At 72.2% G+C, this 21814-nt stretch carries 20 protein-coding genes; 12 read left to right on the forward strand and 8 right to left on the reverse strand.

The annotated features are described in order from the left end of the window. Positions 1–60: 60 nt before the first annotated feature. The 3 genes from tyrS to SNOUR_RS29910 form a co-directional block, all read right to left on the reverse strand. Entirely contained in the window at positions 61–1464 is a 1404-nt protein-coding gene (gene tyrS / locus SNOUR_RS29900; RefSeq protein WP_067353112.1) for a tyrosine--tRNA ligase, read from the reverse strand. Between the two features lie 183 nt (positions 1465–1647). Further along, positions 1648–3075, reverse strand: a complete 1428-nt coding sequence (locus SNOUR_RS29905) for a metallopeptidase TldD-related protein (protein WP_067353115.1) — start codon at positions 3073–3075, stop codon at positions 1648–1650. Beyond that, positions 3072–4607 carry a TldD/PmbA family protein gene (locus tag SNOUR_RS29910; RefSeq protein WP_067353118.1) on the reverse strand — a complete coding sequence of 512 codons (1536 nt, stop codon included), beginning with the start codon at positions 4605–4607 and terminating at the stop codon, positions 3072–3074. The genes SNOUR_RS29905 and SNOUR_RS29910 overlap by 4 nt, the downstream gene beginning before the upstream one ends. A 162-nt stretch (positions 4608–4769) precedes the next feature. Here SNOUR_RS29910 and fabG point away from each other — a divergent pair, with 162 nt between their 5' ends. The 3 genes from fabG to SNOUR_RS29925 all read left to right on the forward strand — a co-directional run bounded on the left by fabG (position 4770) and on the right by SNOUR_RS29925 (position 7850). Continuing rightward, positions 4770–5474 (forward strand): 3-oxoacyl-[acyl-carrier-protein] reductase, encoded by a 705-nt coding sequence (fabG, locus tag SNOUR_RS29915; RefSeq protein ID WP_067353120.1) that lies wholly within the window; start codon positions 4770–4772, stop codon positions 5472–5474. 5 nt (positions 5475–5479) lie between these two features. Then, entirely contained in the window at positions 5480–6250 is a 771-nt protein-coding gene (gene fabI, locus SNOUR_RS29920) for an enoyl-ACP reductase FabI (RefSeq protein ID WP_067353122.1), read from the forward strand. 646 nt (positions 6251–6896) lie between these two features. Then, positions 6897–7850, forward strand: a complete 954-nt coding sequence (locus tag SNOUR_RS29925; RefSeq protein ID WP_067358055.1) for an IS481 family transposase — start codon at positions 6897–6899, stop codon at positions 7848–7850. Here SNOUR_RS29925 and SNOUR_RS29930 read toward each other — a convergent pair. Next, positions 7847–8545 (reverse strand): FadR/GntR family transcriptional regulator, encoded by a 699-nt coding sequence (locus tag SNOUR_RS29930; RefSeq protein WP_067353125.1) that lies wholly within the window; start codon positions 8543–8545, stop codon positions 7847–7849. The genes SNOUR_RS29925 and SNOUR_RS29930 overlap by 4 nt on opposite strands. Before the next feature lie 154 nt (positions 8546–8699). Here SNOUR_RS29930 and SNOUR_RS29935 point away from each other — a divergent pair, with 154 nt between their 5' ends. From SNOUR_RS29935 to SNOUR_RS29945, 4 genes are all read left to right on the forward strand, one after another. Then, a complete protein-coding gene (locus SNOUR_RS29935) occupies positions 8700–10019 on the forward strand; it encodes a CynX/NimT family MFS transporter (RefSeq protein ID WP_067353127.1) in 1320 nt (439 codons plus the stop codon). Between the two features lie 137 nt (positions 10020–10156). Further along, positions 10157–10273, forward strand: a complete 117-nt coding sequence (locus SNOUR_RS48535) for an SGM_5486 family transporter-associated protein (RefSeq protein ID WP_258017738.1) — start codon at positions 10157–10159, stop codon at positions 10271–10273. A 221-nt stretch (positions 10274–10494) separates the two neighbouring features. Beyond that, positions 10495–10713 (forward strand): hypothetical protein, encoded by a 219-nt coding sequence (locus tag SNOUR_RS29940; protein ID WP_067353130.1) that lies wholly within the window; start codon positions 10495–10497, stop codon positions 10711–10713. 111 nt (positions 10714–10824) lie between these two features. Further along, the gene (locus tag SNOUR_RS29945) at positions 10825–11343 is read left to right on the forward strand and encodes a SixA phosphatase family protein (RefSeq protein ID WP_067353133.1); all 519 of its coding nucleotides are present in this window, start codon (positions 10825–10827) and stop codon (positions 11341–11343) included. A 168-nt stretch (positions 11344–11511) separates the two neighbouring features. Here SNOUR_RS29945 and serB read toward each other — a convergent pair whose 3' ends face one another. Continuing rightward, a complete protein-coding gene (gene serB, locus SNOUR_RS29950; RefSeq protein WP_067353136.1) occupies positions 11512–12759 on the reverse strand; it encodes a phosphoserine phosphatase SerB in 1248 nt (415 codons plus the stop codon). 464 nt (positions 12760–13223) lie between these two features. On the opposite strand from serB, the gene SNOUR_RS29955 reads away from it, so the two are divergent. After that, the gene (locus SNOUR_RS29955; protein ID WP_079142962.1) at positions 13224–15824 is read left to right on the forward strand and encodes an ABC transporter ATP-binding protein/permease; all 2601 of its coding nucleotides are present in this window, start codon (positions 13224–13226) and stop codon (positions 15822–15824) included. 102 nt (positions 15825–15926) lie between these two features. Here the strand turns inward: SNOUR_RS29955 and SNOUR_RS29960 are convergent, their stop codons facing one another. Together SNOUR_RS29960 and SNOUR_RS29965 are read right to left on the reverse strand one after the other, a co-directional pair. Continuing rightward, on the reverse strand, positions 15927–16646 hold the full coding sequence (locus tag SNOUR_RS29960; RefSeq protein ID WP_067353141.1) for a transglycosylase SLT domain-containing protein: 720 nt from the start codon (positions 16644–16646) through the stop codon (positions 15927–15929). 337 nt (positions 16647–16983) lie between these two features. Beyond that, positions 16984–17712, reverse strand: a complete 729-nt coding sequence (locus SNOUR_RS29965; RefSeq protein WP_174717914.1) for a nitroreductase family protein — start codon at positions 17710–17712, stop codon at positions 16984–16986. A 443-nt stretch (positions 17713–18155) separates the two neighbouring features. Here SNOUR_RS29965 and SNOUR_RS29970 point away from each other — a divergent pair, with 443 nt between their 5' ends. From SNOUR_RS29970 to SNOUR_RS29985, 4 genes are all read left to right on the forward strand, one after another. Then, the gene (locus SNOUR_RS29970) at positions 18156–19301 is read left to right on the forward strand and encodes a GAF domain-containing sensor histidine kinase (RefSeq protein ID WP_039637638.1); all 1146 of its coding nucleotides are present in this window, start codon (positions 18156–18158) and stop codon (positions 19299–19301) included. Continuing rightward, positions 19294–19977, forward strand: a complete 684-nt coding sequence (locus tag SNOUR_RS29975; protein ID WP_067353145.1) for a response regulator — start codon at positions 19294–19296, stop codon at positions 19975–19977. Before SNOUR_RS29970 ends, SNOUR_RS29975 begins: the two co-directional genes overlap by 8 nt. 217 nt (positions 19978–20194) lie before the next feature. Further along, complete coding sequence (locus tag SNOUR_RS29980; protein WP_067358921.1) at positions 20195–20404, forward strand: chaplin; 210 nt, start codon at positions 20195–20197, stop codon at positions 20402–20404. Positions 20405–20567: 163 nt separating this feature from the next. Continuing rightward, positions 20568–20813, forward strand: coding sequence for a chaplin (locus SNOUR_RS29985; protein WP_067353148.1), 246 nt, complete (start codon positions 20568–20570; stop codon positions 20811–20813). A gap of 102 nt (positions 20814–20915) precedes the next feature. On the opposite strand, the gene SNOUR_RS29990 is transcribed toward SNOUR_RS29985, so the two are convergent. After that, on the reverse strand, positions 20916–21731 hold the full coding sequence (locus tag SNOUR_RS29990; RefSeq protein ID WP_067353151.1) for an Rv1486c family protein: 816 nt from the start codon (positions 21729–21731) through the stop codon (positions 20916–20918). Positions 21732–21814 lie beyond the last annotated feature (83 nt).

The raw sequence follows: 21814 nt of genomic DNA on the forward strand, positions 1-21814 counted from the left end.
CGCGCGTCGACCTCCCCGCCCCCGCGGAAAGGCGACGCGCGCCCGTCTGTTCCCAGAGCCCTAGCGGCCCTCGACCTGGGCGAGCTTGCGCCCGGCCTTCAGGTAGGCCACGCCCTCGGCGTCGGACAGCTTCTCCGCGAGGACCTCGGAGAGCGGCCGCACCGCGTCGGCCTCGGCCAGCACCACCGTCGACTGGCCGGACCCGCCCTCGACCACCAGCCGCAGCGCGTTCTGCTTCGCCAACCGCCGCGCCGCCGAGGCGCTCGGGGTGAACTCCAGCACCGTCGTCAGCACCGCCGCGACCGTCAGGGCGCCGTGCTCGCCGGCGTCCACGACCGGCAGGGACTCCACGTCCCCGAACGACTTCTTGGAGAACTGCGCCACGAAACCGGCGCGGGCCGCCATCGCTGCGTCCAGCCCGTAGAGCGCCGCCACGACCTCGCCCGCGAGGACCTTCTTGAGGTCCATCGGGTGCAGTGAGCGGTCACCGACCCGACCCAGGACGAGGGCGATCTCCTCGTCCGTCCACTCCGTCCATGCCTTGAGGTACGGCTCCATCAGCCGGTCCGGCACCGACATGATCTTGCCGAAGACATCGTCGGCGGGCGAGCTCAGCCCGACGTAATTGCCCTTGGACTTCGACATCTTGGCGCCGGTGCCGTCCGTGCCCTCGATCAGCGGCATGGTCACCACCAGCTGCGGCCGCTGCCCGCGCAGCTCCATCAGCTTGCGACCCATCTGGAGGTTGAGCAGCTGGTCGGAGCCGCCCAGCTCCACGTCGCACTCCAGCGCCACCGAGTCCAGGCCCTGCGCGATCGGGTACAGCAGCTCGGTCATGGTCAGGCCCGAGCCGGCCGCCAGCCGGTTGCGGAAGTCCTCGCGCTGCAACAGCTGCGAGGCCGGCACCTGGGCGAGCAGCCCCAGCAGCTCCGGGAAGGTGTACGGCGCCAGCCACTCGCTGTTCTGCCGGAAGCTGACCTTCTCGAAGTCGAAGAACGGGCGCACCTGCTCGCGGTAGGTGGCGAGGTTGTGCGCGATGTCGTCGTCGGTCAGCGGCGGGCGCTCGGCCGTACGGCCCGACGGGTCGCCGATCTTGGCGGTGAAGTCGCCGATGATGAGGGTGACGTCGTGGCCGAGGCGCTGGAACCGGCTCAGGATGATCAGCGGCACCGCGTGCCCCAGGTGCACATCGGTCGCCGTCGGGTCGATGCCCAGCTTGACGTGCAGACCCTTGCCGGCCGCCCGGCGCTCCTCGATCCGCTCGGCCAGCTTCGTGACGCCCGGCAGCACCTCGACCGTCCGGGACGCGATCAGTTCGGCCTGCTCCTTGGACGACAGGTCCGTCAGGTCGAGATAGCGCCGCTCACCGGTCTCCTGGAGCAGCTCCCGGACGGTGGCGTCCGAGGAGAGGTCGGCGGAGAGCAGCGTGCTGGCGCGGGCGACGGATTCGCCGAGGCGTGTCATGGCGTTCCTGATCGATCGTGGTTCCCCGAGGGGAGGACAGAGCGACAGTCTATTAGGCCGGGATGCGCCGCTCACCGCGATATCCGCCCACCCGGACGCAGGTCGGGGCGGGCGGCGCCCCGCACCGCCCCGACCCCGGCCCCCGGCCGCGCCGCCACCCGGGGGCCGGGCGGCGGCGGACCCTCACACGCCCCGGCTGACCGAACTCATGTTGAAGTCCGGCACCCGCAGCGGCGGCATCGCGGTCCGCGGGAAGTAGTCGCCCCACTCCCGCGACAGCGTCCGCTCGGTGCGGCCCGCCGCCACCGCCCGGCCCAGCAGGTCCACCGGCGACTCGTTGAACCGGAAGTTGTTGACCTCGCCGACGACCTCGCCGTTCTCGACCAGATAGACGCCGTCCCGGGTGAGCCCGGTCAGCAGCAGCGTCGCCGGATCGACCTCGCGGATATACCACATGCAGGTCAGCAGCAGCGTCGGGCCGTCGTGGCCCGCCGCGGCCACCATCTCGTCGAGGGTCCCCGAACCGCCGCCCTCCAACAGGAGGTTGTCGATGGCCGGGGCCACCGGAAGCCCCGTCAGCGCGGCGCCGTGCCGGGTGGCCACCAGCCGGTCCAGGACCCCCTCGCGCACCCACTCGGTGGCGGTCAGCGGCAGCCCGTTGTCGAAGACCGAAGCGTCCGCGCCGGAGGAGTGCGCCAGGACGAACGGCGCGCACTCCAGTCCGGGGGCCGTCGGATCGCTGCGCAGCGTCAGCGGCAGCGCGGAGAGCCGATCGCCGACCCGGGTCCGGCCGGCACCCTCCCCGCCACCGGCCTTGGAGAAGACCGTGCGGCCCTCGGCGGCGTCCCGCGCGGTGGCCGACCACTGCTGGTAGATCAGCAGGTCGGCGACGGTGCTGGGCGGCAGCAGCGTGTCGTAGCGGCCGGCCGGCAGCTCGATCCGACGCTCGGCCCAGCCCAGCCGCCGGGCCAGCTCGACGTCCAGCTCCCGCGGGTCGGTGTCGGCGAAGTCCCGGGTGGCCCGGCCGGCCCAGGCCGACCGGGTGCGGTCCGGCGACTTGGCGTTCAGCTCCAGCGTCCCGGACGGCTGGTCGTGCCGCAGCCGCAGTCCGGTGGAAGTGCCCAGGTACGACGAGACGACGGTGTGCTGGGCGAAGCCGTACAGCTCACGGCCGCCGCCGGCGGCCTGCCGGAAGGACTCCCCGAGGGCCGGGGCGAACGCGGCGAAGACCTCCGAGGAGGTCTCGGCCGGGGCGTCGGTGAAGTCGGCCGCCGGCCGGCCGCCGGTGACCAGCGGCCGGGCGTCCTCGGCCGGACCGGCGTCCCGGGCGGCCGCCTCCGCGGCCCGCACCAGCGGCTCCAGGTCCTGCGCGGTCACCGCCGACCGCGAGACCACCCCCGACGCGGTGCCCTGGGCGCCGTCCACGGTCGCCACCACGGTGACCGTCCGGCCGCGGGTGGTGCCGTTGGTGGTGAGGGCATTGCCCGCCCAGCGCAGATTGGCGCTGGAGCGCTCCTCGGCGATGACCGCACAGCCGTCGGCGCGGGACAGCTCCAGCGCCCGCTCGACGATCTCGTACGGCCGGTTGCTGCGCGTACCGCGCGGGCTCATCGTCCTGCCTCCTGTGTCGTGTTGAGCACGTTCACGCCCTCGAAGACCGCCGAGGGACAGCCGTGGGAGACCGCCGCGATCTGGCCCGGCTGGGCCTTGCCGCAGTTGAAGGCGCCGCCCAGGACGTAGGTCTGCGGGCCACCGAGCGCGACCATCGACCCCCAGAAGTCGGTGGTGGTGGCCTGGTAGGCGACGTCCCGCAGCTGCCCGGCCAACCGCCCGTTCCGGATGAGGTACGCCCGCTGCTGGGTGAACTGGAAGTTGTAGCGCTGCATGTCGATGGACCACGAGCGGTCGCCGACGAGATGGATCCCGCGCTCCACCCCGGCGATCAGCTCCTCGGTGGACGGGCCGTCCGGCGCCGGACGGAGCGAGACGTTGGCCATCCGCTGGACCGGCACATGGCTGGGGGAGTCCGCGTACGCGCAGCCGTTGGAGCGCGGGAAGCCGGTCAACTTCGCCATTCTGCGGTCGAGTTGGTAGCCGGTGAGGATGCCGTCCCTGATCAGGTCCCAGGACTGGGCGGCCACGCCCTCGTCGTCGTAGCCGATCGTGGCGAGCCCGTGCTCGGCGGTCCGGTCGCCGGTGACCTGCATGATCGGCGAGCCGTAGACCAGCGAACCGAGCTGGTCGAAGGTGGCGAACGAGGTACCGGCGTACGCCGCCTCGTAGCCCAGCGCCCGGTCCAGCTCGGTGGCGTGGCCGATCGACTCGTGGATCGTCAGCCAGAGGTTGGACGGGTCGATCACCAGGTCGTAGCTGCCGGGCTCGACGCTCGGGGCGCGCAGCTTCTCGGCGAGGTGCTCGGGCATCCGGTCCAGCTCGCCCACCCAGTCGTAGCCGCCGGTCAGGTACTCCCAGCCGCGGCCGACCGGCGGCGCGAGGGTGCGCATCGACTCGAAGTCACCGGTGGCCGGGTCCACCGCGACCGCGGTCAACTCCGGATGCAGCCGGATCCGCTGCTGGGTGGTGCTGGTACCGGCGGTGTCCGCATAGAACTTGTTCTCCTGCGCGGCCAGCAGCTGCGCGTCGACGTGCGCCACGCCCGGTGCCGCCAGCAGCCGGGCGCTCCACTCCGCCAACAGCCCGGTCTTCTCGGCATCCGGGACGTCGAACGGGTCGATCTCGTACGAGGAGACCCAGGTGCGGTCCGGGTGGACGGGCTCGTCGGCCAGCTCCACCTTCCCGCCCGTACTGGTGCCCGCCGCCTCGGCCACCTTGGCGGACAGCTTCGCCATCGCCACCGCCTGGCCGGCCACCCGCGCGGCGGCGTCCATCGTCAGGTCGACGCCGGCGGCGAAGCCCCAGGCGCCGTTGTGCACCACGCGCACCGCATAGCCCAGGTCGGTGGTGTCGGAGGTGGCCGACGTGCGGGCGTCCCGCAGGCGCCACATCGCGCTGCGCACCCGTTCCAGGCGGAAGTCGGCGTGTTCCGCGCCCAGTGCGCGGGCCCGCGCCAGTGCGGCGTCGGCCAGTGCGCGCAGCGGCAGCGCGAGGAAGGTCTGGTCAAGGTCATGGGGTGCGGCTGGCACGGCATCCTCCCGTAGTCGGCGGGTGCATCATGCCGTGCTTCTGTGGGGACCCGACAGTGAACCGGGGCGTGCCGCTGTGTGGCCTCGATTCCCCGGAAGGGCGCCCCGACCGATAGTTTCGTACCGAACGCAAGACGGACAGGACACGGAAAGGGTGATCTCTTGAGCCGCTCGGTTCTGGTCACCGGAGGCAACCGCGGCATCGGCCTCGCCATTGCCCGCGCCTTCGCCGAGGCAGGCGACAAGGTCGCCATCACCTACCGCTCGGGCGAGCCCCCGGCGGGATTTTTGGCCGTGAAGTGCGACATCACGGACGCCGAGCAGGTCGAGCAGGCGTACAAGGAGATCGAGGAGAAGCAGGGTCCGGTCGAGGTGCTGGTGGCCAACGCCGGCATCACCCGCGACCAGCTCCTGATGCGGATGTCCGAGGAGGACTTCAGCGCCGTCCTCGACACCAACCTGACCGGCACGTTCCGTGTGGTCAAGCGCGCCAACCGGGCGATGCTGCGCGCCCGTAAGGGCCGGATCGTCCTGATCTCGTCGGTGGTCGGCCTGACGGGCGCGGCGGGGCAGTCGAACTACGCCGCCTCCAAGGCCGCGCTGGTCGGCTTCTCCCGCTCGCTCGCCCGTGAGCTGGGCAGCCGCAACATCACCGTCAACGTCGTCGCCCCCGGCTTCGTCGACACCGACATGACCCGGGTGCTCAGCGACGAGCAGCGGGAGAGCATCGTGAAGCAGGTGCCGCTGGCGCGTTACGCCCAGCCCGAGGAGGTCGCCGCCTCGGTCCGCTTCCTGGCCTCCGAGGAGGCCGCGTACATCACCGGAGCCGTCATTCCTGTCGACGGCGGATTGGGCATGGGGCACTGATCAGCATGAGTGGAATCCTCGCAGGCAAGCGCATCCTGGTCACCGGTGTGCTGACCGAGTCGTCGATCGCGTTCCAGGCGGCCAAGGTCGCCCAGAACGAGGGCGCCGACGTCATCCTCACCGGCTTCGGCCGGCTCTCCCTGGTCGAGCGGATCGCCAAGCGGCTGCCCAAGCCCGCCCCGGTCATCGAGCTGGACGTGACCAACCAGGAGCACCTGGACGGGCTGGCCGGCAAGGTCCGCGAGCACCTGGGCGAGGACGCCCGCCTCGACGGCATCGTGCACTCCATCGCCTTCGGCCCGCAGGGCGCCTTCAACTTCCTGGAGGCCGACTGGGACGACGTCTCGACGGCCGTGCAGGTCTCGGCGTACTCCTACAAGTCGCTGACGATGGCCTGCCTGCCGCTCATGAGCAACGGTGCCTCGATCGTCGGCCTGACCTTCGACGCGCAGATCGCCTGGCCCAAGTACGACTGGATGGGCGTGGCCAAGGCGGCGCTGGAGAGCACCAACCGCTACCTGGCGCGCGACCTGGGCCCGAAGGGCATCCGCTGCAACCTGGTCTCGGCCGGCCCGATCAAGTCGATGGCCGCCAAGTCCATCCCCGGCTTCGAGGAGCTGGCGGACGTGTGGAACCACCGCGCCCCGATCGGCTGGGACCTGGCCGACCCGGAGCCGGCCGGCCGCGGTGTCGTCGGCCTGCTGTCCGACTTCTTCCCCCGCACGACGGGCGAGATCGTGCACGTCGACGGCGGCGTGCACATGATGGGCGCCTGACGCCCACCACCCGCCGACACCGCCCGTCCCGGTCCACCGGGGCGGGCGGTGCGGCATTCCGGAGCGGAGACGACCGGGTGCCGGGCCGCCTCCGCTCCGTGTCGGCACGTGGGACCCCCACCGCGCGTGCGTGCGCTGGGGCGGGGCGTCCCCAGCGTGCGCGTGCGCCGGAAGGGGCGTCCTCAGCGTGCGCGTGCGCTCGCGGGGTGCCCCACCGTTGCGCGCGTGCGCCGCAGGGACGGCCCTGCCGTGCGCGGGTGCGCTGCCGGGACCTCACCGCTGTGCGTGCGCTGCCGGGGCGTGCCCACCGTGCGTGCGCCGCAGGGGTGCCCCACCGCGCGTGCGCCGCAGGGGCGCGTCCGCTGCGTGTGCGTGCGCTGCCCGGTGGCCTGCGCCGCGCGTGCGCCGGCGGTGCATCCGTTGCCCCCGCTGGGAACCCTCGCCCGGGAATAGCCCCCGGCCCCCGCCCCGTTGTGGCCCCGAGGGGGCGTTGACGCCCCCTACGGAGTCTGTTCGACTCCCCCTAGGTGTTCTGTCCGGGGAGGTTGTGGACGGGTGAGCCAGGTCTCGGCTGGGGGATCTTGAACGGGTGAGGGCCTTCCGGTTCGGTGTGGATTGCGACGTCTACACCGACAGAAAGGCCCTCATGCCCCACCGTAATGCACCCCTGACCGAGACCGGACGCCTGCGCCTGGCCCGCTGTGTGGTCGAGGACGGCTGGCCCCTGCGCAGGGCAGCCGAACGTTTCCAGGTCTCCCCGACCACGGCCCAGCGATGGGCAGACCGCTACCGTCAGCTCGGCGAGGCGGGCATGGCCGACCACTCCAGCCGCCCGCACCGCAGCCCGGGACGAACCCCGACCCGCACCGAACGGCGGATCATCAAGGTCCGCCTCCTGCGCCGGTGGGGCCCCGCCCGCATCGCGGGCCTGCTCCACCTGGTGCCGTCCACCGTGCACCGCGTCCTGACCCGCTTCGGTCTGGCCCGCCTGTCCCACCTCGACCGTGCCACCGGCCGTGCGATACGCCGCTACGAGCGTGAACGACCAGGAGAGTTGGTGCACGTGGACATCAAGAAGCTCGGCAACATTCCCGACGGCGGCGGCCACAAGGCGCTCGGCCGGCAAGCAGGCCGCAAGACCCGCTCGAACGCCGGCTACAGCTACATCCACACCGCCGTCGACGACCACTCCCGCCTCGCCTACAGCGAGATCCACACCGACGAGCGCAAAGAGACCGCCACCGCCTTCTGGCAACGCGCCCAGGCGTTCTTCACCCAGGCAGGGATCACCGTCGAGCGGGTCCTGACCGACAACGGCTCCTGCTACCGCTCACACGACTGGCGGGACGCGCTGGCAGCGGCCGGGATCACCCACAAGCGCACCCGGCCCTACCGACCCCAGACCAACGGCAAAGTCGAACGCCTCAACCGCACCCTGCTCGACGAATGGGCCTACGCCCGCCCCTACCGCTCGGAAACCGAACGACGCGAAGCCTTCCCACAATGGCTACACACCTACAATCACCACCGCGGACACACCGCACTCGCAGGCCAACCACCCGCCAGCCGCGTCCCCAACCTCACAGGGCAATACACCTAGGGCTCCTTCGACTCCCCCGAGGCCCCCTCGCCCGGTCGGCAGCCGAAGGGGTGCGCGCCCGCCTCGGCGGCGGCCCGCTCCCCGTCCCCGGCGCGGATCGCCTCCACCAGCCGGGAGTGGTCCATGTGCGCCTCGGGCCGCAGCACGGCGCCGACGTCGGCCCGCAGGAAGTCGCGCAGCACGCCGCCCAGATCGGCGTAGATCGCGGCCAGCACGTCGTTGTGGGAGGCCGCCACCACCGCCATGTGCAAGGTCGCGTCGGCCGCCACGAACGCCTCGGCGGCGCCCGACTCCCAGGCCCGCTCGCGCCGCTCCAGCAGGGCGTCGAGCTGGCGCAGATCCTGCTCCGTGCGGCGGTACGCGGCGAGCCGGGCGGCCTCGGCCTCCAGGGCGGAGCGCAGTTCGGCGACGTGCCCGGGGTCGGCGTCGGCGAACCGGCGGTTCATCACCCCGGCCAGTTCACTGGTGGCCACGACGTAGGTGCCCGAGCCCTGCCGGATGTCGAGCAGGCCGTTGTGGGCCAGCGCCCGGACGGCCTCGCGGACGGTGTTGCGGGCCACCCCGAGCTGCTCGACGAGCTCCGGCTCGGTCGGGATGCGGGACCCCACCGGCCAGTCGCCGGACGTGATCTGGGCGCGCAGCTGCGCGATCACCTGGTCGGCCAGCGCGGACCGGCGGGGCGAGGTCAGGGGCATGGCAGGGCTCCGGGGTGCTGGGCCCGGGGGTCCGGGCGGACGGAGGCGGCGCGGACAGGGGCGGGGCGGCGGGGTCCGGGGCGCCGTGGAGGTGTGCCGAGGCTACCGATTTCCCCTGGACAACTATTCATCCCATGATTCTATGATGTCCCCTATGGCAGACGAAGACCTCGCGACCCTCGGCCCGGCCGCCGAGCCCCTGACCCCCGTCACCCCGCCCGCCCGGGACACCGGTGCGGTGCGCCCCGACGCCGTCCCCGAGCGCGTCCCGGAGTCCGGGCCCGCCGCCGGCTGGCTGACCGGGATCGTGATCGCCGGTCTCGTCCTCGCCGCGCTCAACCTCCGCCCGGCGATCACCAGCCTCGGCGCGCTGCTGAAGGAGGTCCGCGACGGGCTCGGCATGAGCGGCACCGTCGCCGGCCTGCTGACGTCCGTCCCGGCCCTGTGCTTCGCCGTCTTCGGCTTCGCCGCGCCCCGGCTGGCCCGGCGCTGGGGACCCGGCGCGATCGTCTGCGCCGGCATGGCCGCGATCGGGGTGGGCGTCGTGGTGCGCCCGTTCGCCGGCGGTACGCCCGGCTTCCTGGCCGGCAGCGCGTTGGCGCTGGCCGGCATCGCGGTCAGCAACGTGCTGCTGCCGGTGGTCATCAAGACCTGGTTCCCCGACCGGGTCGGGTCGATGACCGGGCTCTACTCGATGGCGTTGGCCCTGGGCACCTCGCTCGCCGCGGCGCTCACCGTCCCCATGACGGCGGCGCTGGGCGGGAGTTGGCGCACCGGCCTGGCCGTCTGGGCGCTGCTCGCCGCGCTCGCGGTGCTGCCCTGGCTGGCGGTGCTGCGGCGGCGGCCGGCAGGGGTGGCGCCGGGGAGCGGCAGGCCGGGCGCCGGGGAACCGCCCATCCGGATCACCTCGTCGCCGACCGCCTGGGCGCTCGCGGTCTTCTTCGGCCTCCAGGCGACCGCCGCCTACATCACCATGGGGTGGATGCCGCAGATCTTCCGCGACGCCGGGGTCTCGGCGGGCACCGCGGGGGTGCTGCTGGCCGTCACCATGGCGGTGGGCGTGCCGCTCTCCTTCGTGCTGCCGCGGCTTGCGTCCCGGATGCGGCACCAGGGTCCCCTGGTGGTCGCGCTCGGCGTGTGCGGGCTGGCCGGCTACACCGGTCTGTGGCTGGCGCCGGCCGCCGGTGCCTGGGGCTGGGCGCTGTTGATGGGCATCTCCAACTGCGCCTTCCCGCTTGCCCTGACGATGATCGGGATGCGCTCCGCCACCCCGGCCGGGGTGGTCAAGCTCTCCGCCTTCGCGCAGAGCGTCGGCTATCTGATCTCCATCCCCGGTCCGCTGTTGGTCGGCACGCTCTACCAGCACAGCGGTGGTTGGGGGCTGCCGATCGCGCTGATGGTGGGGCTCATGGTGCCGCAGATCGCGGTCGGCGTGCTGGCGGGGCGTAACCGCCGCATCGAGGACGAGCGGTGAGGGTGCCGGCCGGCGGCTGAACCGCCCGGTCACGGGTCCTCTCCGGGGGGGGCTCCCGAGGCGCCGCACCGCGCCCCTCGCACCCGCTCGCGAGCCCTGGCCGGTGCGGCGCGGAGGGCGGGTGCGACACTGGGCGCATGCCAGTGCTCGAACCGAATCCGCAGGGCAGCCAGAAGAAGCTGCTGCTCGTCCTGGGTCTGATGCTCGGGGTCACCGTCGTCGTGGCGATCGTCGCGAGCATCGCCGCGCCATGATCCGGCGGCGGCCGGCTCCCCGGTGCGGCCGCCGGTCGGACGCCCCGTGGTGGGGTTGTCCCCCCGTCCCCTAGGGGGCGGGTATCAGGGACGAATAGGGGGCCTCCCGGATGGGAACGGCCGCCGGAGATCCGTAGCGTCGGAGTCACACCGCGGCATCGCGGTGGGCGCGCCGCCGCTCGCGGGGCGCGCCGCCCCCGCGACCTCTCCTGGAGCCCGCCATGTCCGCCGCGTTCAGCCGTTCGTCCGCAGCGAAGGCACCGCGCCTGCGGAAGGCGCTGCCGTGGTGGGGGCTGGCGCTGCCGGTGGTCTCCTTCATAGCCCTGCTGGCGCTGGTGGTGAGTCCCGGCGAGGCCGGTGCGGCCGGCGCCGGACGAGCCACGCAGAGCCTCGCGCCGCTGCTGGAATTCCTCGCCCGGATGCTCCGGCTCGGGGGGTGAGCGGTGCCCGCGCGGGGGCGCCTGCCGGCGCCGACGGCGAGCATCACCCGGCCGAGCGCAGCGCTTCAACACCCCGCGCCGGTCGGCGGGTTTCATGCGAAGCTGGGACGCATGAGCGTCGATACACCCCGCCGGATTGTCCTGCTCCGACACGCCAAGGCCGAATGGTCCGACGAGAGCGATCATGAGCGTCCGCTCGCCGACCGCGGCCGCAAGGACGCCCCGGTCGCCGGCCGCTGGCTGGCCGGAGCCGGTGTCACCCCCGAACTGACCCTCTGCTCGACGGCCGCCCGCACCCGCGAGACCTGGAAGCTGGTCGTTTCCGAGCTCCCGCAGCGGCCGAAGACCGTCTACGACGAGCGGCTCTACGAAGCCTCTCTCGGCGAGCTCATCGCGATCCTGAACGAGACCTCCGACGAAGTGAGCGACCTGCTGGTCGTCGGGCACAACCCCGGCGTGCACGCCCTCGCCGACGCCCTGGCGGGGGAGGCCGAGGGGGATCTGCTGGCGCGGATGAACCGCAGCGGCTTCCCGACGGCGTCGATGGCCGTGCTGACCTTCAACGGCACCTGGAAGGCGGTCGAGCACGGCATCGGCCGGCTCGTCGCGTTCTGGTCGCCGCACGCCTGAGGCCACCCCCGGCGCCTTCCCGGACGCCGGGCGAGCCGACGGTGCCCGACCCGCGGCGGGCGGGTGACATGCGACGGGGCCCCGGCGCGCATCGTGCGCACCGGGGCCCCGTCCGTCGTCCGGGAGCCGGTGGTGGGCCGGAAGGGGCGGCGGGCCGGGCCCGGCCGCTCACTCCGCGTGGGTGTCCGCCGCCTCCACCTCTTCGCGGGTGATCCCCAGCAGATAGAGCACGGTGTCCAGGAACGGCACGTTGACCGCGGTGTGCGCGGCCTCGCGGACCACCGGCTTGGCGTTGAAGGCGACCCCCAGTCCGGCGGCGTTGAGCATGTCCAGGTCATTGGCGCCGTCGCCGATCGCGACGGTCTGCGCCAGCGGCACCCCGGCCTCGTGGGCGAACCGCCGCAGCAGCCGGGCCTTGCCGGCCCGGTCCACGATGTCGCCGATGACCCGTCCGGTGAGCTTGCCGTCGACGATCTCCAGGGTGTTGGCGGAGGCGAAGTCCAGCCCCAGCTCCTCCTGGAGCGCGTCGGTGACCTGGGTGAAGCCGCCCGAGACCACGCCCACTTGGTAGCCGAGCCGCTTGAGTGTCCGGACGAGGGTGCGGGCCCCCGGCGTGAGCCGCACCTCCTTGCGGACCAGGTCCACCACGGACGCGTCCAGCCCGCGGAGCAGCTCGACCCGGGCGTGCAGCGACTGCTCGAAGTCCAACTCGCCGCGCATCGCGGCGGTGGTCACCTCGGCGACTTCGGCCTCGCAGCCGGCGTGCGCCGCGAACAGCTCGATGACCTCGTCCTGGATGAGCGTGGAGTCCACGTCCATCACCACCAGCCGCTGCGCCCGGCGCTGCAGTCCGGCCGCGACCACCGCGACGTCCACCCCGAGCTGGGCCGCCTCCGGGGCCAGCACCGTGCGCAGCGCCTCGGTCGCTGCGCCGGAGACGGCGAACTCGACGGCCGTCACCGGATACTTGGCGAGCCGGAAAATACGGTCGATATTGCCCCCGGTGGCCGTTATGGCCGAGGCGATGGCGGCGGTGGACTCCGCGGTGAGCGGGTGGCCCAGCACGGTGACGTGGGAGCGGCCGACACCGCGCGGACGGTTGTCGCCACGACCGGAGATGATCTCGGCCTGGAGGTTCAGCGACTCGGCCCAGCTGTGCACGGTGGCCCGGAGGTCGCCCTCGGAGGACCCGGTGGTGCCCTCACCGGGGGAGGGGGCGGTGACCAGTACGCACAGGGTGATGCGTCCCCGGGTCACCACCTGCTCGATGTCCACGACATCGACGGAGTAGGCGGCGAGGGTGTCGAAGAGGCCCGCGGTGATGCCGGGCCGGTCCTTCCCGAAGATCTTGACGAGGAGTGTCGGTACGTCTTCGCCTGATGCGGCGGCGGCAGGCGGGGTCTGCGATGCGCTCATGGTGCCCCCACGGTATCCGGCGGGCGGTCGCGGCCGTACGGGCGTCCGGGGTTCGGACCCCGCGTCTCCGGGGTGCCGGGCCGGCGTCCGGCCTGCCGTGCGCCGGGCCCCGGGGGCTGCGACGCGATCGTTATGCACTCGTGTCGCGTCTCCCCGGTTGCACCGGTGCGAGGGACCGGGCTGGCACTCCAACTCCCCTTTTGGTATGGCGTCTTCGGGGTCCGGAGAGCGTCCGACGCCAGCCGCGGTGCATCAAATGCCCAGAATTCCGGCTATCGCAGACACCGCGGGCCCTTCCGGCTCTCCGGGAGGGTTCGCCGGATGCCGGCGGGTGCACCGCGTGCCCCGGCGCCGTCCCGGTTTCCGGTCCGCGGGCCGAGCCTGAAATAGTTCCTCACGATGTTTCGCCATCCCTAGACTTCCCGCACAGGGCGTCACTCGGGGGACTATGTAATGGGGCTGGAGTGCCTGAACTCGTACTGGAATTGAACGGAAGGACCTGGCCGCTCGACCCGTCCAGGACCTACAGCGTGGGCCGGGATCCGCAGGGCGACATGGTGCTCGACGACGCCAGGGTCTCCTGGCGGCACGCCACCATCCGGTGGTCAGGTCGCAGCTGGCTCATCGAAGACCACGGCAGCACCAACGGCACCTACGTCCAGGGCCAGCGCATCCAGCAGCTGGAGATCGGCCCTGGCTCCGCCGTCCATCTGGGCAACGCCACCGACGGCCCGCGGCTGAGCCTGTCCGCCGCCGCGGCGCCCGCCGACGCCTTCAGCGCGCAGCCCGCCGCGGCCGCGCCGCAGCAGGGCTGGCAGGCGCCGCCCGCGCAGCAGCAGCCCGTGCGGCAGCCGCCGGCCCAGCAGAACTGGCAGGCCCCGGCCCAGGGCCAGCAGCCGCCGTACGTCCCGCCCCAGCAGGCCCAGCAGGCCCAGCAGGCCCAGCAGGCCCAGCAGGCCCAGCAGGCCCGCCAGCCGCAGCAGGGCGTGCCCCAGCAGGCCGCCCCCGCCCAGCAGTCGGGGCAGCCGCAGCAGCGCCCGGCCCCGCAGGCCCAGGGCGGCGACCGCAGCCCGACCACCTTCCACCGCCTGGACTCGGGCCGGGTGATGCGGATCGGTCGTGCGCTCGACAACGAGCTGGTCGTCTCCGACCTCCAGGTCTCCCGTCACCACGCGGAGTTCCGCGCCACCCCCGACGGCCGGTTCGAGATCCGCGACCTGGGCAGCCACAACGGCACTTACGTCAACGGCCAGCCGGTCCCCAAGTCCGGCACCGCGCCGGTCGGTCCGAACGACACCGTCGGCGTCGGCCACTCCACCTTCCGGCTGGTCGGCGACCGCCTGGAGGAGTTCGTCGACACCGGCGAAGTCTCCTTCTCGGCCCGCCACCTCACCGTCACCGTCGACGGCGGCAAGAAGATCCTCAAGGACGTCTCCTTCGGCGTCCCCGAGAAGTCGCTGGTCGCCGTCATCGGCCCCTCCGGTTCCGGCAAGTCCACGCTGCTCAAGGCGCTGACCGGCTACCGCCCGGCCAACGAGGGCGAGGTCCTCTACGACCACCGGAACCTCTACAAGCACTTCGCCGAGCTGCGCCAGCGCGTCGGCCTGGTACCGCAGGACGACATCCTCCACAAGGAGCTGACCGTCCAGAAGGCGCTCCGCTACGCCGCCAAGCTCCGCTTCCCCGGCGACACCGCGGAGTCCGAGCGCGAGGCCCGGATCAACGAGGTGCTGCGCGAGCTCAAGCTCGACATCCACAAGGACAAGAAGGTCACCTCGCTCTCCGGCGGCCAGCGCAAGCGCGTCTCGGTCGCCCTGGAGCTGCTGACCAAGCCGTCGCTGATCTTCCTGGACGAGCCCACCTCGGGCCTCGACCCGGGCATGGACCGCGACGTCATGCAGCTGCTGCGCGGTCTCGCCGACGACGGCCGCACGGTCCTGGTCGTCACCCACTCGGTGGCCGAACTCGCCCTGTGCGACCGGCTGCTGGTGATGGCCCCCGGCGGTTCGGTGGCCTACTTCGGCCCGCCCGAGGAGGCGCTGAACTTCTTCCAGTACGAGACCTGGGCCGACGTCTTCTCGGCGTTCGAGAACTACCGGGACTACGACTGGGCGGGCCGCTGGCGCGGCTCCCCGCACTACCAGATGTACGCCGCGGACCTCGACGCCGCCCCGCCGCAGTCGGTCAGCGTCCAGGCCCCGCCGGCCCGTATACAGAAGTCGCAGAGCTGGGGTTCCCAGCTGTGGACCCTGATGCGGCGCTATGTCTCGGTGCTCGCCTCCGACCGGGGCTTCCTCGCCCTGATGGTGATCCTGCCGGCGGTGCTCGGCGTGGTCTCCCTGCTGATCCCCAGCGACTACGGCCTCGGGTACGGCCCGGTCTCCAAGCACCAGACCAACCGCGACGCGAGCACCATCTCGCTGATCCTCGCGGTCGGCATGTGCTTCTCCGGCGCGGCCAACTCGGTCCGTGAGCTGATCAAGGAGCGGGTCATCTACGAGCGCGAACGGGCCACCGGCCTGTCGCGGTCGGCGTACCTGATGTCCAAGATCATCGTGCTGGGCGTGGCCACCGCCCTCCAGGGCGTGATCATCGCGGCCATCGGTTTCTCCACCCGGAAGATGCCGTCCCAGGGCCTGATCGTGGCCAAGGTCCCGGCCGTCGAGATGACGATCGCGATCATCGCCCTCGGCTTCACCTCGATGATGGTCGGCCTGATCATCTCGTCGCTGGTCAAGACGGCCGAGAAGACCATGCCGCTGCTGGTCATGTTCGCCATCGTCCAGGTCGTCTTCACCGGTGTCCTCTTCCAGCTCTTCGACACCGTCGGCGTCTCCCAGGTCTCCTGGCTGATGCCGTCCCGTTGGGCGGTCGCCGCGCTCGGCGCCACCGAGGACATGAACACCCTGCTGCCGTGGGAGCCGGGCAACCCCGACCCGCTGTGGAAGCACCAGACCGGCGTCTACGTGATGGACGTGATCATCCTGGTCGCCCTGGGCGTGACACTCGCCCTCGTCGTCTCGCGGCTGCTGCGCCGCCACGAGCCGGAGGTCATGCGCAAGTAGCGCCCGCGACCACCGCACACACCGCCGAGGGGCGGCACCCGGAATCGGGTGCCGCCCCTCGGCGGTGTGTGCGGGTGCCGCGGTCCGCGGTGAACGTCCGGCTCAGTAGGCCGAGTTGACGTTGTCCATCGAGCCGTAGCGGGCGGCCGCGTAGTTGCAGGCGGCGGTGATGTTGGCGACCGGGTCGTAGATGTCCCAGGAGGTACCGGAGACGTGGTACTGGCGGAACGTCGGGTCGATGACCTGGAGCAGGCCCTTGGAGGGTATGCCCGCCTGGGCGTTGGAGTCCCAGAGGTTGATCGCCTTGGGGTTGCCGGACGACTCGCGCATCAGGTTGCGGTAGATGCCGTTGTAGCTGCCCGGGATGTTGTGCTTGGCCATGACGGCCAGCGACTCGCGGATCCAGCCGTCCAGGTTGTTCGGGTAGACCTTGGCCGGCTTCTCGACGGCGGCGGGGATCGCCTGGCGGACGGCGGCGCGGCTCGCGGCCTCCTTGACCTGGCGCTCCTTCTCGGCCTTCGCCTTCGCCTCGGCCTCGGCCTGCTTCTTGGCGGCGGCGGCCTCGGCCTTGCCCTGCGCGGCGGAAGCGTCGGCCTGCTGGGCGATGGTGGCCTGCTGGGCGCGGGCGGCGGTGTCGACGGCGCTGAAGGCCACCGGCTTGACGTTGAGGCTGGCAGAGGCGGCCTCGGCCTTGCTCTGGCCGGCGTCGGCACCCGGGACGGCGGTGAAGACCAGTGCGGCGGCACCCGCGGCGGCGATGCCGGCGGCGGTGAGCTTGTGGACGCGGGTCAGATTCAGACCGGAGACGGCGTACTTGGACATGGCGGCTCGACCTCTTCCAATGGGGGGCGTCGCACGGGCCATGAGCGGCGGCAGTACGCCGAGTTCTGATCCGGCGCCGAGCGACGGGAGCCATTCTTAGCGGCCGAAAATTCGCCGAGCAATGGTGTGACGTACGACCCCGGTTAGTGGAACCGACCTTGCCCGGATTGCGTCGGGACGGGAATATTCCCAGTTCAAGGCGGATTTGTTAGTCCACTAACCGGGGTCGTAAGTGACCTGCGCCCTATGCGCGGGGTCACATCCGGCCGAGGTTTATCTCGCCGGTAGTAATTGCAATCGCACAGACTGTGCGTACCTTGTGGGCCGGCTGTGCGGATCAGACCTCGACCAGCACCTGGTCAAGGGACTTTCGGACCAAATCGGGCACCTGGCAGTCCGGTGCCGGGTACCCCACGGGGATCACCGCGAACGCCTTCTCGTTGGCCGGCCGCCCCAGCACCTCCTGCAGGAACCGCATCGGGCTCGGCGTGTGCACCAGCGCCGCCAGCCCCGACAGATGCAGCGCGGACAGCAGCATGCCGACCGCGATGCCCACCGACTCGTCCACGTAGTAGTGCTTGCGCTTGGTGCCGTCCGGGCCCAGCCAGTGCCGCTGCTGGAAGACCACGATCAGGTGCGGGGCGTCGGTCAGGTGCGGCTTGACCTCGTCCGTGCCCAGCGGCCGCAGCGCCGCCAGCCACTCCTCGCCCAGCCGCCCCTCGTACGAGCGCTGCTCCTCGACCTCCGCCGCCGCCCTGATCCGGCGGCGCACCTCGGGGTCCTTGACCAGGACGAACGTCCACGGCTGCTGATGGGCCCCGGACGGTGCGGTGGCCGCACAGGCGATCGCGTCCCGGACCACCTGCTCCGGCACCGGATCGGTGGCGAACTGCCGCACCGTCCGTCGGTCGTCCATCCGGGCCCGCAGCTCGGCGGCGCGGGCCAGGGACTCGGTCGCGGGCATCCGCTCGGGCCGGTACGGCACCGGGCGGTAGGGCTCTCCGTGGGTCGGCGTCCAACGCTCGGGGGGTGTCGGCGCGGTACGCGCCTGCGATGAAGAGGACATGCCCAGAGTGTGGGGGCGACGATGGCGGCGTGAGACGCAGATCACCGAATTCCCGCCGAGACCCCCCGCGTCCAGGACGAGATCGACGCGAAGCCACCCCCGGAATCACGCACTCTGTCCCTATTAATTCCCTTCACCCCTATATAAGGGGAAAGGTTCGACTGCCGCCCCTCCGTATCGGCCCCCGCGCCGGGGCGCCCTTCCATCGACCCCCTGCATCGAACCTCCCCATCGAACCCCCCTATATGGGGCTCTCTATATAAGAGGACGCAACGAGCCATGTAAGGGGTATAAGGCATACATAGGTGCGAATCGGTATAAACGAGACCCGGATGTGATGCGCGCACGACTCTGAGCGGGGCGTTTGACCTAGGCCCGCCGGCGTAGGCACGCGGCGTCGGCGGACCGATACCGGCTGCTCGACGCGCCGGTACGGTGAACGCATGAGCAACGGACCGGGAGCCGGGATCCCCGCGGTGAGCACCGCGATCCTGGCCATGAGCAGGCATCTGGAGGTGCGCGACGTCCTCAAGACGATCGTGGCCTCGGCCCGTGAGCTGCTGGACGCCGAGTACGCCGCGCTCGGCGTGCCGGACGACCACGGGGGCTTCGCCCAGTTCGTCGTGGACGGTGTCAGCGCCGAGCAGTGGAAGGCGATCGGCCCGCTGCCCCGCCAGCACGGCATCCTCGCCGCGATGCTGCACAACGCCACCCCCGAGCGGCTCGCCGACGTCCGCGAGGACCCCCGCTTCGGCGGCTGGCCCGCCGCCCACCCGGACATGTCCGACTTCCTCGGCCTGCCGGTCGCCGACGGCGACGAGATCCTCGGCGCCCTCTTCCTGGCCAACAAGCGCTGCCCCAAGCCCACCGGCGGCTGCGGCTTCACCGAGGAGGACGAACGGCTTCTCGGCATACTCGCCCAGCACGCCGCCATCGCCCTGACCAACGCCCGCCTCTACGAGCGCAGCCGCGAGCTGACCATCGCCGGCGAGCGCGCCCGGCTCGCCCACGAGCTGCACGACGCGGTCTCCCAGAAGCTCTTCTCGCTCCGGCTCACCGCCCAGGCCGCGACCGCCCTGGTCGACCGCGACCCGGCCCGCGCCAAGGACGAGCTCCACCAGGTCGCCGCGCTGGCCGCGGAGGCCGCCGACGAGCTGCGCGCCGCCGTCGTCGAGCTGCGCCCCGCGGCGCTGGACGAGGACGGGCTGGTGGCCACCCTGCGCTCCCAGATCCAGGTCCTCGACCGGGCCCACTCCGCCCGCGTCACCTTCACCGCCCAGGGGGTACGGGCCCTGCCCTCCGCCCAGGAGGAGGCGATGCTCCGGGTCGCCCAGGAGGCGCTGCACAACGCGCTGCGCCACTCCGGCGCCGAGCGCGTCGAGGTCAGCCTCGGCCGTGCCGGCCAGGGCGCCCTGTTGAAGATCGCCGACAACGGGCGGGGCTTCGACACCCGTGTGGTCCGCCGGGCCGGCCGGCACCTGGGACTGGTGTCGATGCGCGACCGCGCCGGTGGCGTCGGTGGCAAGCTCACCGTGGAATCGGAGCCCGGCAAGGGCACCACTGTCGAGATGGAGGTGCCCGGTGGCTGACCACACGCGGGGCGGTACGGAACGGGCCACGGGCGAGGGGCACGCGATCCGCGTGCTGCTGGTCGACGATCACCAGGTGGTGCGCCGCGGCCTGCGGACGTTCCTGGAGGTCCAGGACGACATCGAGGTGGTGGGGGAGGCGTCGGACGGCGCCGAGGGGATCGCCGCCACCGAGCAACTGCGCCCGGACGTCGTCCTGATGGACATCAAGATGCCCGGCATGGACGGCATCGAGGCCCTCCGCCAGCTCCGCACCCTCGACAACCCGGCCAAGGTCCTGGTCGTCACCAGCTTCACCGAGCAGCGCACCGTCGTCCCGGCCCTGCGCGCAGGTGCGGCCGGCTACGTCTACAAGGACATCGACCCCGACGCCCTGGCCGGCGCCATCCGCTCGGTGCACGCCGGGCACGTGCTGCTGCAGCCCGAGGTGGCCGGCGCGCTGCTCTCCCAGGAGGACGGCAACGGCGGCCAGGGACGCGGGAGTTCGCTCACCGAGCGGGAGGGCGAGGTGCTGGGCCTGATCGCGGACGGCCGCTCCAACCGCGAGATCGCCCGCGCACTGGTGCTGTCGGAGAAGACCGTCAAGACCCACGTCTCCAACATCCTCATGAAACTCGACCTCGCCGACCGCACCCAGGCCGCCCTGTGGGCCGTGCGACACGGCATCGGGGCCTGAAACACGGGGGAGTACGGCGTACTGACGGACCATCAAAGCTATTAGCCGAACGTCGCCTCGCGGATCCGAGATTCATACTGTCGTGTATACGTAGCCCGTTTGGCGTATCCCAGCTCCGTGCCGGGCCGTTTCCCAGTGCAGTCGTGGCGGCTGGCCACGGCATCGGCAACGAGGAGCAAGAGCAGTGAAGAACATCAAGCGGGTTGCGGCCATCACGATGGCGGGGGCCGGTCTCGTCCTGGCGGGCGCCGGCGTCGCCTCCGCGCACGACGGCCAGGCCCAGGGTGCCGCGGTGGGGTCGCCCGGCGTCGCCTCGGGCAACGTCACCCAGGCGCCGATCCACATCCCCGCGAACATCTGCGGCAACAGCACCTCCGTGGTCGGCCTGCTCAACCCGACCTTCGGCAACGCCTGCGTCAACAACTGATCGTCGGAGCGTCCGCTCCGACCACCCGACCCCTGCGCCGGGCCGCCCGCCGGCCCGCGCGGGTCACCCGGACCGGCCCCGCCAGCCCTGGCCGTGCGGCCGGTCCGCTCTCCACAGTCACCGTCATTCCGGCCCTGTGCCACCACGTGAGGAACACGCCACCATGAACAGCGTCAAAAAGGCCGCCCTTGTCCTTGCCACCACCGGTCTCGCCGTCGGTGCCGCCGCCGGTTCGGCGTTCGCCCACGACGGCGGGCACGCCCAGGGCGAGGCCGTGACCTCCCCGGGCGTCCTCTCGGGCAACGTCACCCAGGCGCCGGTGCACGTCCCCGTGAACATCAGCGGCAACAGCACCAACGTCGTGGGCGTGCTCAACTCCGCCTTCGGCAACCCGGCCGTCAACAACTGACGCCGCCGGCCCGGGGCCAACTCCCGGGCCGTCCAGGGCACTTCAGCCCGGCTCTCCTGTGGGTCCCGCCGGCCGCGCCATGGCCGGCGGGACCTTCCCCGTTCACCCCCGGCGGCGCTTCTGCTCCTCCACCGCGGAGTTGTACGCCGCCACCTGTGCCCGGCGGGCCGTGCGCTCCACCGGCCGCAGCGCCTCGGCGCGGGCCGCGATCTCCGACGAACTGACCGCCGCGCCGTGCTCCCGGCCGTCCCCGCCCGCGCTCCGGGCGATGTCGATCAAGACGCCGACCCGCTGGGCCAGCTCCAGCACCCGCACCGCCCGCGGCGGATAGCCCGGCGCCAACACCTGCCGGCCGGCCTCCGCCCGCGCCCGGTAGGCCGCCAGCGCGGCGTCCGCCACCGGGCCGGATCCGGCCACGTCCAGCCGCGAGAGCACCTCCGTCGCCTCCCGCAGGGCCTCCGCCAGCTCCCGCTCGGCCTCGCCCAGCGAGGGCACGTCGGCCGGCGGCGCCTCGCGCGCCGGCAGGCAGTGCCAGACCACCTCGACATGCACATCGGGGCCGGCCGCGCCCTCGGGGCCCGCCTCGAACACCTCCGGGACCAGGCCCAGACCGGCGCCCTGGGCGACCACCGCCTCCTCGGCCTCCAGCGCCCGCGCATTGAACTCCGGCGGGCCGCTGAGCCCCAGCGGGTGCCCCGGCACCGGCAGTGCCACCCGCAGGCCGATCGCGCCGAGCGTCCGCAGCCGCCCCAGGGCGAGCGTCAGGCCGACCGGGGCGTCTTCCCCGGGCAGGCCCGAGACGCGGTGCACCGCGTCGTCGCCGGCGATCCGGTGCGCGGCATCATCAGGTGAGACAAATCCGGCCAAAAGAGCATTTCCCCATGCCGCCAGCCGTCCTGAGCGAGGTTCGTCGAGCATGGTCCCCAGCCTAGGGAACGGCACTGACATCGAGTGGCGTAGGTTTGCAGGGGGGCTGCGCCTACAGGCGCACACGACGACCG

This window comes from Streptomyces noursei ATCC 11455, from assembly GCF_001704275.1.
GTDB classification, from domain to species: domain Bacteria; phylum Actinomycetota; class Actinomycetes; order Streptomycetales; family Streptomycetaceae; genus Streptomyces; species Streptomyces noursei.